Genomic DNA, 13,854 nt, shown 5'->3' with positions numbered 1-13,854 from the left:
CCACCGGCAAGCGTGTGGCATAACCCCGGCCTATGACCGCTCCCGCCTCGAACCCGCTGCTCTCCGACCGCGACGTGGACTTCCAGCTCTATGAGGTGCTGGACACGGAATCGCTCTGCCAGCTCCCGGCCTTCGCGGACCACTCGCGTGAGACGTTCACCCTCTTCCTGGACAGCACGCGCCGCTTCGCGCGGGACGTGCTCTTCCCCACCTATCGGCTGATGGACCTCGAGCCGCCGGTGTTCCGCGACGGCCGCGTCCACGTGCACCCGCTGATGCGCAAGCTGTACCCCCAGCTCGTGGAGCTGGGCCTGCTGACGGCCATCGTGCCCGCGGAGGCGGGAGGCCAGCAGCTCCCCATCACGGTGTACTCGCTGGCCTCGGCGTACCTGATGGCGGCCAACCTGAGCGCGTACGGCTTCGTTGGACTCACCAGCGGTGCGGCGCACCTCATCGAGGCCTTCGGCAGCCCCTGGCTGAAGGAAGAGTTCATGTCCCGCATGCACCGGGGCGAGTGGACGGGCACCATGGCGCTCACCGAGCCGCAGGCGGGCAGCAGCCTCGCGGACGTGCGGACCCGCGCCACGCCGGCGGAGGACGGCACGTACCGCATCACCGGCTCGAAGATCTTCATCAGCGGCGGGGACCAGGACTTCACGGACAACGTGGTGCACCTCACGCTGGCACGCATCGACGGCGCTCCGGCGGGAACGCGGGGCCTGTCGCTCTTCGCCGTGCCCGCGCGCCGGCCCGAGAACGGGCGGCTGGTGGACAACGACGTGCGCGTGGCGGGCGTCATCCACAAGATTGGCTGGAAGGGCATCCCCAGCATAGCGCTCAACTACGGCGAGGGCGGTGACTGCCGCGGGTGGCTCGTGGGCGAGGCGGGCAAGGGCCTGAGCCACATGTTCCAGATGATGAACGAGGCGCGCATCATGGTGGGCCTCAACGGCGTGTCGACGGCCTCGGTGGCGTACCATGAGGCGCTGGCGTACGCGCAGAACCGGCCCCAGGGGCGCCCGGCGTGGGAGAAGGACGCTGCGCGGCCCCAGCGACCCATCATCGAGCACGCGGACGTGCGGCGGATGCTGCTGCGGCAGAAGGCCATTGTGGAGGGAGGGCTGTCGCTGCTCGCGATGGCCTCGTTCCAGGCGGATGTCGCGGCCCACGGCAAGACGCAGGAGGAGCGCCAGCGCGCGGGCCTGCTGTTGGACCTGCTTACTCCACTGGCGAAGACGTTCCCCGCGGAGAAGGGCTTCGAGGCCAACGCGCTGGCGGTGCAGGTGCACGGCGGCTACGGCTACTCGAGCGAGTACCTGCCCGAGGCGTACCTGAGAGATCAGAAGCTCAACAGCATCCACGAGGGCACCACGGGCATCCAGGGGTTGGACCTGCTGGGGCGCAAGGTGATGGCGGCGGGAGGCGCGGCGCTGCAGGCCTTCGCGGAGGAGGTATCGGCCACGGTGGAGCGAGCGCGCCGGGCGGACGTGCCGTCGGAGTGGGGCGAGGCGCTGAGCAAGGCAATGCAGGAGGTGATGGAGCTGACGATGGAGCTGGGCGCCGCGGGCATGGCGGGTGAGGTGGAGCGGATGCTGCGCCACAGCGCGCACTACATGGAGCTGTTCTCGATTTTGGCGGTGTCGTGGCGGTGGCTGGCACAGGCGGCGGCCGCGCGCGAGGGCCTCGCGCGGGGCTCCGAGGGCCGGGACTTCTACGAGGGCAAGCTGTCGGCGGCGCAGTACTGGATTCACACGGAGCTGCCGCGCGTGTCGACCCTGGTGGCGCTGTGCCGCACGGGGGAGGACTCGTACACGCGGATGCGCCCCGAGTGGTTCTGACATGACCGTCTCGCTCCACCTGTGCCAGCCCGGCCGGGGTGCCTCGTGCGGCGCCTGCTGCGGCCTGTACAACTTCCGCGACCACTCGCGCGCCACGCTCTCCGAGCGCCTCGCCGAGCAGACGGCCACCTTCCGTCCGCTCCCCAAGGCGCCCGAGGCGTACCAGGCCGCGGCCCGTGCGTTGCGAGAAGCACGTCAGGCCACGCCGCCCCTCTTCCCCGCGGTGCGCGTCTGCCCGCTGCTCGGCTTCCTCGACGCGGAGCACACCCGGGTGGGCTGCCTCGGCCACCCGAAGGTGACAGGTGGCGAGGACCTGCGCGACTGCGGCGTCTACCGCGCCGACATCTGCGAGACCTTCACCTGTCCCTCCTTCACCTGGCTGTCGGACGCCCAGGCCCGGCTCATCCAGGCCGCGTGCGCGGACTGGTACCTGTACGGGCTCGTCATCACTGACGTGGAGTTCGTCCGCGGCTGCCTGCGCCTGCTCGAGTGGGAGCTGGCGCGGCCCGTGAATCCCGAGGCCCTGCTCGCCCGCCCCGAGGCACTCGAGGCCGTGCGCCAGCTCTTCGCGTTGAAGGAGACCGCACCCAACCGGGGCACCCACGCCGCCGTGTTCGGCCGCTTCACCCCGGACACCGAGGGCGAGCCCGTCTCGCGCACGCTCGACTACGCCGCGCTGGGCGCGCGCGCCGCTCCCGAGGACGAGGTGGTGCTGTGCCTCGGGTATGCCCCCACCCAATTGGAGGAGCTCACGCGGGCACGGGAGCTCGTCCGCGCGCACGTGCGAGCCGTGGCGCTCGCCCTGGGTTCGTGACGCGATGGACAACCTCACTCATGGATTGCTGGGCCTGGCCCTCGGCGCGCTGCGCCGCCCCGAGGCCCCCGCAGGCTCGCCCCTCACGCCCACCGACAAGGCCGTGCTCCTCGGCTCCGTCCTCGCCGCCGAGCTGCCCGACCTCGACACCCTCCTGCCGGCCGCCAACTCCGTCGACCACGCCCTGCGCGCCCACCGGGGCTTGTCGCACGCGCTCGCCTTCGCACCCGTCGTGGCCCTCGCCGCCACCGGGCTCGCCCTGCTCGTCTTCCGCCGCGCCCGCTTCCTCCCCGTCTACGTCTCCAGCCTGCTCGCGCTCGCCGTCGCGCACCTGCTGCCCGACCTGTGGACCGGCTGGGGCACCCGACTCCTCCTCCCCTTCTCCGACCAGCGCCTCACGCTCGACTGGACAATGGTGGTGGATCCGCTCGTCACCCTCCCCCTGCTCGTGGGTGCCGGGGTGGCCTGGCGGCGACGGACGCACTGGCGGCGTGCACTTCTCGTGGGGCTCGCGTGCTCGGCCGCGTACGTGGGCCTGCGCGGCGTGCTCCAGGCCACATTGACCTCGCGGGTGCGTGAAGCCTGGCCCTCCGCCGAGCGCGTGCAGGTCTTCCCCGCGTGGCTTTCGCTCACCACCTGGCGCTACGTGGTCGTCCTCCCTTCCGAGTACGTGGCCGGCACGGTGTCCCCTGGTGAGCCTCCGCTCGAGGAGCGACGCCTGGCACGGCCTGCTCCCGAGGTACTCACCGCCGCCATGCGCGCGGTGCCCACCGTGCATGAGGCACTGGCTTGGGCCCGGTTCCCCGTCGTCTCCTCGGCTCCCGGTGAGGGGGGACGGACATCCGTGCGCATTGGAGATCTGCGCTACCACCTGCACGGCGAGCCGACGCTTACGTTCGTCCTGGAAGTGGAGTCGGACCTTTCAGTGAGCGAGGCTCGGCTTGAGCGCGGTGGCAGCGCGCGGGAGCTGATTGAGCGCTGGCGCACGGTGAAGGAAATACCCTCACCCTAGCCCTCTCCCAGAGGGAGAGGGGACTTACACGGGCGCTCGGTTGCATGCCTGGGCCTCCCCCTGCGGACAGGCGTCATGTTGTTCCGCCCGTGTCCGGTGCGCATCTGGACTCTTATGAGACAGTATCTGATTCCCGCCACCGCGTTGCTCGGGCTCCTACTCGGCTCGGGTTGCGGCACCGTGGCCTCGGCCACCCGCCCCGCCACCCGAGCCATCGGCGAATTCGTCCTCGGCCCCGAAGATGAGAAGAAGCTCGGAGATCAGCTCGCCGCCGAGGTGAAGCAGCAGGAGAAGGTCCTCGGCGATGCACAGGTGCAGAGCTATGTGAACACCCTCGGCCAGCGCCTCGTCGCCCAGGCGCCCAAGGAAGAGCGACCGTTCAACTTCCAGTTCACCGTGATCGACGCGCCCGACACCGTCAACGCCTTCGCGCTGCCCGGTGGCCACATCTTCGTCTACTCGGGCCTCATCCGCGCCGCGAGCGACGAGGCGGAGCTCGCATCGGTGCTCGGCCATGAGATAGCCCACGTCACCTCGGGTCATGCGCGGCAACAGCTCGCCAGCCAGGTGGGCCTGGGTACCCTGCAACAGCTCCTGCTCGGCAGTGATCCGAACCTCCTCGCCCAGGTCGGCAGCACCATCGTCGCCCAGGGATACCTCGCCGCGTACACCCGAGGCATGGAGAGCGAGGCAGATAAGCGCGGCCTGCAGTATCTGGACGGAGCGGGCTATGACCCGGCCGCCATGGCGCGCTTCTTCGACAAGCTCGCGAAGATGCAGGGCTCCCGCCCCAATTTCGTGGCGTCCTTCTTCGCCACCCACCCGGACCCCGGAGCCCGCGCGAAAGAGGTGAACTCACTCATCCAGTCGCGCGGCTATGGCGGCGGCCAACAGGCCATCGTCAGCAAGGACTTCCAGGATATCCAGGCCCGGGTCGGCGGCGCTGTGCGCTGAGCCACCACTGGACAGACCTCCGGGCGCATGGCTTGCCGCGCCGCCCCCGGAGCCCCACCTTCCCCAAGCAGGCGAGCGAGGGGAGCGTGGGATGGCGAGATGGGCGACGGGGTTGGGGTTGGTGGGGTGGTGTGTCCTCTGTTCAACGGGATGCCAGAAACCGGAGGTCGCGGTGACCGCCGCCTCCGCACGCTCGGCCGTCGCCGAGGCTTCCCACGAATCACCTCCCGCCCGGCCCACCGCCTTCGTCGAGTTGCCGGAGCCACCACCCGAGCCCGAGCCACCGCCGCAGTCCGAGCCCACGCAGGCCGGAACCGTCGCGCACATGGAGGAGGAGCCCTCGCGGATCCTGGAGACGGACTCCGGAACCTGGGAGCGGGAGGAACGCCAAGCCACCCGTCCCCTCCTCGAGGATGAGGATCGCATCTGGCTGAGCGAGACCGCGGAGTCAGCGAGAGCGGGAAACACGCGCATCTCCGCGAGCGAGCCCGTGGAGGAGATCACCATCGCCACCGGCACCGTGGATGGCCGGGTGAAGCGCGTGCGCCCTGGCACCATCGAGGTGAGCGACGACGAAGGCAACGTCTACGAGCTGCGCATCGACGGCCGCAGCCGAGGCCTGCGTCGGGGCCGCCACATCTCGCTGAGGGACATTGCCGAGGGCACCCCGGTGCGCGCCTCGTTCGATCTGGTGGGCCGTGGGGAGAGCCTCGCGCGCGACATCGTGCTGCGGCGCTGAGCCCTCCCCGAAAGACGACGGGCGGCCCCCAAGAGGAGAGCCGCCCGCCGTTCGATGCGCCCAGCCGCCGGGCCTACGGCCTCGTGTAGTTGATGGCCAGGCTGTAGGTGCCCGAGGAGTAGCCGCGCACCATGATGTAAGCGCTGCTCTGTCCCGCCGGCACCGTCAGGTTGCACGTCTCGGAGGCACCCGAGAGGAACGGACGGCAGTGGTAGCTGGTGGTCGTCGGCGCCGAGCCAAAGCGGACGTACAGGTCGGGGTCACCCGAGCCCGTCATGACCACCTTGAAGGTGGTGCCAGCCAGCACGTTGTACGGGCCGTAGTTGACGTTCTGGCTCCTGGACACGCTGCCGCTGACGGTGGTGTACACCGGCGTGCCCGTACCACCGCCGCTGCCGCCGCTGTAGGTGCCCTTGAGGGAGGCGCCCGAGTACTCGGAGTACGCGTGGACCAACACGTACCAGGTGCCAGCCTGCGGGTTGGCGAAGGTGCAGCTCTCCGCGTTGCCGCTCGCGTACGAACGGCAGTCGTAGGTGCCGGTGGACGGCGCCGCGCCGAACTTCACGTACAGGTCCGCGTCACCCGAGCCGCCGCTCGTGTTGAACACCAGGCTGGTATGGCCCGCGGGGACCTCCAGCGTGTAGTACTTCTTGTTGCCGGAGCTGCCGGCGATGCTCACCGCGACGCCATTGCTCAGCGGCGTGGTCACCGGCGGCGGAGCAGGCACGCCCACGGCCTTCCAGGCCTCTGTCACAGCCGCGGCCTCGGCCGAGCCCACACCGAAGAGCGCCTCAGCGGCCTGCACCGTGTACGTCTTGGCCTGCTCGAAGGTGGTGCTGGCGGTGAAGAGGTCCGTGTTGGCCTTGTAGAAGACGCGGCCGGCCTTCTCCGGGCCAATGGCCGGCACGACGTTGCTCGTCTTGCCGCGCGGGTGTGTGCCACCCTTGGCCAGCAGCGAGAACACCAGGTTGGGAATACCGGAGCTGTAGTGCACGTCCACGCCCGAGGAGTAGTCCGGGAAGTAGTCGAGCGAGTCGCCGTCCTTCGCCGGGTCATCCATGTAGCGCAGCGCATCGTTCGCGGTGCCTGGCGTCCAGATGTCCTCGCCAATCATGAAGATGTCCGGAGTCGTGGCCCAGGTGCCGGTGAAGTAGCTCTCGCACACGCCGGCGAAGATGTCGGACATGGACTCGTTGAGACCCCCGGACTCATCCGAGTAGATGAGGTCCGACTCCGAGTCCGTCACGGCGTGGGTGAGCTCGTGCACGGTGACGTCCAGGTCCTTGCCCAGCTCAATGGAGTTCACGCCGTCACCATCGCCGTACACCATCTGGGTGCCATCCCAGTAGGCGTTGACGTAGGCGCTGCCGTAGTGAACGGTGCTGATGAGCGTGCCGCCCGCGTTGTCGATGGAGTCGCGGCCGAACAGCGTCTTGTAGCAGTTGTAGGTGTCGCCGAGCTTGTCGTAGTTGGTGTCGACGTGCGCGTCGCCAATGGGGGCCTGGCCCTCGCTGCGCTTGAGGGTACCCGGCGTGCTCGAGCCGTTGTTGGCCGAGTACACCTTGCGGTTGAGGGCCGAGTGGATGAGTGGATTCACCAGCAGGATGCCGCCGCGCTGCGCATCCACGTAGACGAGATCATCGGCGGGCATGCCGTCGCGCTCGCCCTTCACGCGCACCTCGTAGGCCAGCCGCGGCTCCGAGCTGTGCTCGGCGCGCAGATAGACGAGCTGCGCATCCCCCTCGGAAGCGGCGCCACGCGCGGAGGACCCCTCCACAGCCACCTTCAAGGCGGCCTCGGGGGCCACCTTCGCCTCGGCGGATACCGGCTCACCCGTCCGAGCCGAGCCGTTGGCGGCGTAGATGAGCCCTTCGCCATCCGCGTGCAGGACGAGCTCGCCGCCCACCACGCGCAGCCCATTGAGGGTCTGCTGGAAGCGCAGGTGCCGGTGCCCTTGCGCATCCACCGAGGCCCGCTTGAACACCAGGTCCTCGCCGCTCACGCGGAACGCCGGGGCGATGTCCGTCACCACCTGGCGCAGCTCGTCCCTGGCGCGCAGCTCACTCACCTCTCCCGCCGCCGACAGCCGGCCCAGCTTGCCCGTCACGGCGTACGGAACACCGGCCTCGCTGCCCACGACGCGCACGTCCTTGAAGCGCGCCAGCGCGGCCTGAATGTCCACATCCTTGTCCCCCGCCCGCACCGCCTCCTCATTCACTTCCGCCGTCGAACCACAGGCTGCGAGACTTGCACCCAGCCACGCCACACAGAACGTCCTCAGAACCCGATTAGCCAATGCACTACCTCTCTGAAAGAAGGCACGCATTCCTTGACATACGAAGAAGGCCACTCCCAAGGGGTCGTCATGGATTTCAGTTCTGTATCTGATTCAAAGTTTTTGAACGTCAATTCCTCCCCACTCGTCTCACTCCTGGGGACAGGGAACGGAATGCGATTGCGGATTGTAAGGCGAGGCCTCGGATGGCTGCCCGTGTGCGTGCTCCTGGTGATGACGGCTTGTAGCCGCAACGTGCGCCCCACGGCGCCCCTCCCCCCGCGCGTCACCGCGGAGCAGGCGACGCAGCTGGTGCCCCCGGATGTGAAGGACCGGGAGGGCTGGGCGGAGGACGTGCTGGCCGCGCTGGACGCGCATCGGCTGCATCCCTCGGCGGAGGCGGTGTGCTCGGTGTTCGCCGTCATCGAGCAGGAGTCAGGCTTCCAGGCCAACCCCGCGGTGAAAGGACTGGCGCGCATCGTCCAGCAGCGGATGGAGGCCTACGCGGACAAGCTAGGCCCCTTGGGGCCTCCGGCGATGAAGGCCCTGCTCGATGGCAAAGCGCCGGGGCAGACGCTGACCTTCGAGCAGCGGCTGGCGCAGGTGAAGACGGAGAGGGACCTGGACCGCATCTTCCGCGAGCTGCTGGAGTACTACGAGACGGAGTACCCGACGACGTACACCGCGGCGGAGCTCGCGAGCCGCCTCTTCAAGTCCACGCGGCTGGAGGACCTCAACCCCATCACCACCGCGGGTTCCATGCAGGTGAGCGTGCGCTTCTCTGAGGAGCTGGCGGGTGGGGACGATCGCGCGCTGCAGCGAGTGCGTGAGGAGCTCTACACGCGGGGCGGCGGGGTGTACTACGGCACGGCGCGGCTGCTCGGCTACGAGGCGCACTACAGCGACCCCATCCACCGCTTCGCGGACTACAACGCAGGATTCTACGCCTCGCGCAACTCGGCAATCCAACGGCAGGTCAGCCGCCTCACGGGAATCGAGCTGGTACCGGACGGGGACCTGCTCGCCTACGACAAGCAGGGCGAGCCGCTGGACGAGGACAGCAACTCCCTCAAGGCGATTCTCTCCTTCCGGCAGCGGTACGCGCCGGACCTGAGCGAGCGGCGGGTGCGCAAGGACGTGCGGAAGGAGAAGGAGCTCGACTTCGAGGAGACGGATACGTGGAGCGCCATCAAGGACACGTACCAGAAGGTGACGGGCGAGACCCCGGAGTACGCCCAGCTCCCCACGGTGACCATCCGGAGCCCGAAGCTCAGCGGGGACCGCTCCACGGCCTGGTTCGCCCAATCGGTGAACAAGCGCTTTCAGCGGTGCATGGGCCGCTACGCGGCGCTGCCCAAGTAGCAGCCAAGACTCAAGGCAGACAACAAAACGAAGGAGTACGAGCGGATGAAGAAGCTGGGCGTGGTGTTTCGTTCAGAGCCCACGCAGATGGGGCCGACAACCGTTGTCGTCCTTGACGATACGTGCGGCAATCACATCCAGCTCTATCAGGGCTGAGGCGGCCTGCTACGGGTTCCTCCGCCCTCACCAAAGAGGAGGGCGGAGGCGAACGTCCGGCGCAACCGCGGCGCTACTTCTTCGCCGAGGGAGCCTGGGGCGCGAAGTGCGGATCCGTGATGCTCATCTCGGTGACGGTGCCGTACTTGCGCGCCACCTCGCGGATGTCCGAGGCCTTGCCAATAAGCACCAGGGTGAGGTCGTCCTGGGCGGGCACCACGCGCTGGATGGCGGCCTGGATGCGCGCCTTGTCCGCGCTCCCCACCTTCGCGGCGAACTCGTCCACATCACTCGCGTCCAGCCCGTAGAAGGCGAGCTCAGACAACTTGGACGCGATCTGCAGGCCCGTCTCCAGGGTAGGAGGGAACTGGCCCAGCACGTATGCCTTGGCGGAGGCGAGCGTGGCCTCGTCCATGCCTTGCTTGCGGTAGCTCGAAAGCACCCCCAGCGCCATGTCCAGCGCCTGGCCGGTGGACTCCGTCTTCGTGTACGAGGAGATGGCGAACGGCCCGGGCTGGGTGTTGGCCATCACCGCCGAGGCAGCACCATAGGTAAGGCCAGACTTCACGCGCAGCGCCGTATTGAGCAGCGAGGTGAAGCGGCCGCCGAGCACCGTGTTGGCCAGGTTCACGTCCACGCGCGTGGGGTCCGTGCGCGAGATACCGGTGTTGCCAGCCCAGAAGTACGTCTGCGTGGCATCCGGCTTGTCCACCAGCAGCACGCGCCGGCCCTTCGTCGGCTGGGTGGGCGAAGCCACCGGGGCCGGAGTGGATGCGCGCGCCCAACCCCCGAGCGCCGCCTCGAGCTGCTTCGCGAGCTTCTTCGCGTCGAAGTCACCCACCACCGAGAGGATGAGCCGATCTCCCCCCATCTGCGCCTTGGCATACGCCAGCACATCCTCGCGCTTGAGCGTGGCCAGGGACGACTCGCTGCCACTCATGGGCCGACCGTAGGGGTGCGCGCCGAAGTGGAAGGCCTGGAAGTAGGTGCCGATGAGGCCGCGCAGGTCACCGTCCTTCTGCGCGGCGAGCTCCGACACCATCCGCTCGCGCATCTTGTCCAGCTCGGCCGCGTCGAAGCGGGGCCGCATCAGCATGTCTGAGAGCAGCTCCACCATGAGCGCGGTATCACGCGCCATGAACTGCCCATAGACGTCGAGCGCCTCGCGGCCGGGGCTCACCGCGAGCGAGCCGCCCACGCTGTCCACCGCCTCGGCGAACTGCTGGGCATCCCGCTTGCCGGCGCCCTTTTGGAGAAGCTCGGCGGTGAGCGCGGACAGGCCCTCCTTGCCCTCGGGATCGCCCAGGGCCCCGCCGCGCACCTTCGCGCTGAAGGCCACCAGCGGCACCTCGTGCTTCTCCACCAGGAGCAGCTTCGCGCCGTTCTTCAGCTCCAGCACGGTCGCTTTGGGCAGCGTCACCGCGTCCTGCACGGCGGCCTTGCGCGCCTGCTGCGCCGTGGGGGGCTGCCCCGCCTTCGACTCCTGAGCCCCCGCCGTGGAGGCCACCAGCAGCGCCGCGAGCGCCACCTTCCCGTTGAGCACCTTCATCGCGCCGCCTCCTTCTTCGCCTCGTCCGAGCCCGCCTCGGGCACCAGCACCCCCACCGTGCGGTTGTTCTTCGCGAATACCTTCGCGGCCACCTTCCGCACCTGCTCGCGCGTCACCGCCTCATAGCGGTCCGGCGCACCGAAGAGCTTCTGCCAGTCCCCGTGGAACACCTCGTAGGTGCCGAGCGCCTGCGCCCGGCCACTGTTCGTCTCCAGGCTGCGCCAGAAGTCCGACACGACGATGTTCTTCGCCTTGCGCAGCTCCGCGTCGGTGACGCCCGCGGACACCACCTTCGCCAGCTCCTCGTCGAGCAGCTTCTCCGCCTTGCCCAGGTCACCTCCGGGCGGCAGGTTCACCAGCATCCACGTGAGCGACGGGTCGAACCCCGCGCCCTGGTAGCCGGCCACGGCGATGGCCACCTGCTCCTCCTCCACCAGCCGCCGGTGCAGCCGCGAGGAATCCCCCTCCGTGAGGATGCGCACCAGCAAATCAAGCGCGGGAGCGTCCTCGTCCCGGCCGCGCACGCCATGGAAGGCCATCTGCAGCAGCGGCGCCTGCGCCAGCTTGCGCACCACCACCCGACGCTCGCCCTGCTGCGGCGGCTCCACGGTGCGAACCGGCTCGGGGGCAGGCTGCGCGGGGATGGGCTCGAGGTACTTCTCCGCGAGCGAGAAGATCTCCTCGGGCGTCACCGCGCCCACCACGATGAGGGTGGCGTTGTTGGGCGCGTAGTAGGTGCGGAAGTAGCGCTCCAGGTCCTCTTGCTTCCAGCTCTCGATGTCCGAGGGCCAGCCGATGACGGGAATCTGGTAGGGGTGGGCCACGAAGGCGGTGGCCTGCACCTGCTCCATGAGCAGGCCGGAGTTGTCGTTGTCCACGCTGGAGCGCCGCTCCGAGTAGACGACACCGCGCTCGCTCTCCACCACCTTGGGGTCGATGGCGAGGCTCGACAGCCGATCCGCCTCCAGGTCGAAGATGGTCTCCAGCGCCGAGCGCGGGAACCAGTCCTGGTACACGGTGACGTCCTCGGAGGTGTAGGCGTTGTTACGGCCGCCATGCGCCTCCATGACGCGGTCGAACTCACCGGGGCCGTACTTCTTCGCGCCGTTGAACATCATGTGCTCGAAGAAGTGGGACAGGCCGGTGATGCCGGGACGCTCGTTGCGACTGCCCACGCGGAAGAAGTTGAAGAGGGAGACGCTGGGGTTGTCCGGGTCCGACCAGACGATGACCTTCAACCCGTTCTTCAGCGTCTTCGTCTTCACCTGGGCGCCAGGCTTCGACGCGGCCGTGGCCGACGTCTCGGTCCTCGAGGACCGGCCTTGGGCGCACGCGGCCGTTCCGGCCAGCAAAAGCATTCCCGTGACGAGCAACTTCTGTCTGAGCATCCGCTCTCCCTATGTGGCTCAAATCTCGTACGAAAGCCCCACCCAACCGGTGGGGCCGGCATGAATTCCCCGAGGGCTCGTCGGGCCGTCAGCCCACCGAGGAGATGAAGGCGGGAGCGGACTCGAGGGCCCCGGCCTCCACCGTGCGCAGGGGCCCGTGAATCCACCCGCGCAGCGCGGCGGAGAGCCACGACAGGTGTGAGCCGCGCACCGCGCCGAAGAGGTAGCGATCGGGACGGAGCACGGCGATGTCCACGCGATGCTCGCGGAACCACGCATCGAGCTTGCCCTCGACGTCCACCACCTCACCAGGTTGGGCGTGGCCGGAGCGCGGAGGGATGATGCGCAGACAACGGGCACCAATGCTCTCGGCGAGCACCTGTGCGGCCTTGAGCGAGACCTCGCGGGTTTCGGGGTGCACCAGGATGGAGAAACCGGAGCCCAGCAGCTCGTCGAGCCGCACCTCCTTGCCACCCGGAGCGCCCACGCGGGGCTGGGGGAAGTACGTGCCCTCGGGAGCCTGGGAGTGGCCGCGGGAGCCGCCCAGCATGAAGCCTCGAGGGATGAGGGGCCGGGGTTTGAACTCGAGGTTACGGATGAAGCGCTGCACGCGGGGAATCCGGTCGAGCGCCCGGAAGAGGTTGTCGCGCACGAAGGCGATCGGACGGCTGCCGGTGAGGACGATGCGGCCCATGTTCACGCTGGCCTCGAGCATGGCCTCCGCGTGGGGGCGGCGCTCCAGCTCGTAGGTGTCGAGGAGCGGCTCGTCGGCATGACCGTGGATGACGGACGCGAGCTTCCACGAGAGGTTGGCAGCGTCGCGCAGGCCGGAGCAGAGCCCCTGACCCAGGACGGGCGGCATGAGGTGGGCGGCATCGCCGAGCAGGAACAACCGCCCCTCGCGCCAGCGCGAGGCCACGCGGCGGTTGAAGATGTAGGCGGCGGCGCGCTGCACGGTGGCGCGGTCCGGGTCGACGTAAGGGGAGATGAACTCGCGGATGCGCTCGGGCCGGAGCAGGTCCTCGGGCTTCTCGTCCGCGCGGATCATGCATTCGACGCGCAGCTCGTTGCCGGCGCAGCGGGCAACGAAGACATGGCGATGGGGGTCGCACACCATGCGGCAGAGGGGCGGAGGCGGTTCGGGCAGGAGGAGGGAGATGGCGAGCATGCCCTCGTCGTAGGTGGCGCCCACCATGTCGATGCCGGCGAGCTGACGCAGGGTGCTGCGGCCTCCATCACAGGCCAGGAGGTAGCGGGCGCGCACGGTGCGCTCGGAGCCATCACGGGCATCACGGACGGTGACCGAGATGCCCTGAGCATCCTGCGCATAGGCCTCAACGCGCTGGCCGAGCCGCAACGAGACATGGGGGAAACGGGAGAGGCCGAGGCGCAGGATGCGTTCGAGGTAGGGCTGACTGAAGAAGCGGAGGGCCGAATACCCGTAGCCAAAGTCGGTCCCCTGGATGACGAGCCGGGCGAAGAGCTCGCCCGAGGCACCGACAAGCTCCACCTCGGGGCAGGTGTACATATGGGCATCGAGGACGTCGGCGAGGCCGGCGGCCTGGTAGATGCGCATGGCCTCGTCGTCACAGGTGATGGCGCGAGGCTGGCTGTGGGGGGTGAGGTCGCGCTCGAGGACGACGGTGCGGACTCCGTACAGACCGAGGAGGTTGGCTGTCAGCGCGCCCACCGGCCCGCAGCCGGAGATGAGCACGTCCGTGTCTTCCACCAATGGCGTCATGGAACTCCCAACCTCGATGCCCAGGG

At 68.8% G+C, this 13,854-nt stretch carries 10 protein-coding genes; 6 read left to right on the top strand and 4 right to left on the bottom strand.

Features of this window, described 5'->3' with window-relative positions:
* The first annotated feature begins 32 nt into the window (after positions 1-32).
* The 5 genes from F0U60_RS06565 to F0U60_RS06545 all read left to right on the top strand — a co-directional run bounded on the left by F0U60_RS06565 (position 33) and on the right by F0U60_RS06545 (position 5,357).
* Positions 33-1,838: an acyl-CoA dehydrogenase gene (locus F0U60_RS06565; protein WP_395815516.1), complete on the top strand. Its 1,806-nt coding sequence runs from the start codon at positions 33-35 to the stop codon at positions 1,836-1,838.
* 1 nt (position 1,839) lies between these two features.
* The gene (locus F0U60_RS06560) at positions 1,840-2,652 is read left to right on the top strand and encodes a hypothetical protein (RefSeq protein WP_395815514.1); all 813 of its coding nucleotides are present in this window, start codon (positions 1,840-1,842) and stop codon (positions 2,650-2,652) included.
* A 4-nt stretch (positions 2,653-2,656) separates the two neighbouring features.
* A complete protein-coding gene (locus F0U60_RS06555; RefSeq protein ID WP_395815512.1) occupies positions 2,657-3,664 on the top strand; it encodes a metal-dependent hydrolase in 1,008 nt (335 codons plus the stop codon).
* A 114-nt stretch (positions 3,665-3,778) separates the two neighbouring features.
* Positions 3,779-4,618: a M48 family metallopeptidase gene (locus F0U60_RS06550; RefSeq protein ID WP_395815510.1), complete on the top strand. Its 840-nt coding sequence runs from the start codon at positions 3,779-3,781 to the stop codon at positions 4,616-4,618.
* A 172-nt stretch (positions 4,619-4,790) separates the two neighbouring features.
* Positions 4,791-5,357 carry a hypothetical protein gene (locus F0U60_RS06545; RefSeq protein ID WP_395815508.1) on the top strand — a complete coding sequence of 189 codons (567 nt, stop codon included), beginning with the start codon at positions 4,791-4,793 and terminating at the stop codon, positions 5,355-5,357.
* Positions 5,358-5,430: 73 nt separating this feature from the next.
* On the opposite strand, the gene F0U60_RS06540 is transcribed toward F0U60_RS06545, so the two are convergent.
* On the bottom strand, positions 5,431-7,623 hold the full coding sequence (locus F0U60_RS06540) for a M4 family metallopeptidase (protein WP_395815506.1): 2,193 nt from the start codon (positions 7,621-7,623) through the stop codon (positions 5,431-5,433).
* A gap of 183 nt (positions 7,624-7,806) precedes the next feature.
* Here F0U60_RS06540 and F0U60_RS06535 point away from each other — a divergent pair, with 183 nt between their 5' ends.
* Complete coding sequence (locus F0U60_RS06535; protein ID WP_395815504.1) at positions 7,807-8,994, top strand: DUF1615 family protein; 1,188 nt, start codon at positions 7,807-7,809, stop codon at positions 8,992-8,994.
* Between the two features lie 229 nt (positions 8,995-9,223).
* On the opposite strand, the gene F0U60_RS06530 is transcribed toward F0U60_RS06535, so the two are convergent.
* From F0U60_RS06530 to F0U60_RS06520, 3 genes are all read right to left on the bottom strand, one after another.
* On the bottom strand, positions 9,224-10,699 hold the full coding sequence (locus F0U60_RS06530; protein ID WP_395815502.1) for a M16 family metallopeptidase: 1,476 nt from the start codon (positions 10,697-10,699) through the stop codon (positions 9,224-9,226).
* Complete coding sequence (locus F0U60_RS06525; protein WP_395815500.1) at positions 10,696-12,087, bottom strand: M16 family metallopeptidase; 1,392 nt, start codon at positions 12,085-12,087, stop codon at positions 10,696-10,698. The genes F0U60_RS06530 and F0U60_RS06525 overlap by 4 nt, the downstream gene beginning before the upstream one ends.
* Positions 12,088-12,175: 88 nt before the next feature.
* Entirely contained in the window at positions 12,176-13,828 is a 1,653-nt protein-coding gene (locus F0U60_RS06520) for a bifunctional 3-(3-hydroxy-phenyl)propionate/3-hydroxycinnamic acid hydroxylase (RefSeq protein WP_395815498.1), read from the bottom strand.
* Positions 13,829-13,854 lie beyond the last annotated feature (26 nt).

The organism is Archangium minus (genome assembly GCF_044360475.1).
Classification (GTDB): Bacteria; Myxococcota; Myxococcia; order Myxococcales; family Myxococcaceae; genus Archangium; species Archangium minus.
This window is presented reverse-complemented; position numbering and strand designations above follow the sequence as displayed.

What these genes read in the sequence shown, in the direction of transcription:
- F0U60_RS06565 (WP_395815516.1), top strand. Translation starts at nt 33, where the DNA reads ATGACCGCTCCCGCCTCGAACCCGCTGCTCTCCGACCGCGACGTGGAC.
- F0U60_RS06560 (WP_395815514.1), top strand. Translation starts at nt 1,840, where the DNA reads ATGACCGTCTCGCTCCACCTGTGCCAGCCCGGCCGGGGTGCCTCGTGC.
- F0U60_RS06555 (WP_395815512.1), top strand. Translation starts at nt 2,657, where the DNA reads ATGGACAACCTCACTCATGGATTGCTGGGCCTGGCCCTCGGCGCGCTG.
- F0U60_RS06550 (WP_395815510.1), top strand. Translation starts at nt 3,779, where the DNA reads ATGAGACAGTATCTGATTCCCGCCACCGCGTTGCTCGGGCTCCTACTC.
- F0U60_RS06535 (WP_395815504.1), top strand. Translation starts at nt 7,807, where the DNA reads ATGCGATTGCGGATTGTAAGGCGAGGCCTCGGATGGCTGCCCGTGTGC.
- F0U60_RS06530 (WP_395815502.1), bottom strand. Translation starts at nt 10,699, where the DNA reads ATGAAGGTGCTCAACGGGAAGGTGGCGCTCGCGGCGCTGCTGGTGGCC.
- F0U60_RS06525 (WP_395815500.1), bottom strand. Translation starts at nt 12,087, where the DNA reads ATGCTCAGACAGAAGTTGCTCGTCACGGGAATGCTTTTGCTGGCCGGA.
- F0U60_RS06520 (WP_395815498.1), bottom strand. Translation starts at nt 13,828, where the DNA reads ATGACGCCATTGGTGGAAGACACGGACGTGCTCATCTCCGGCTGCGGG.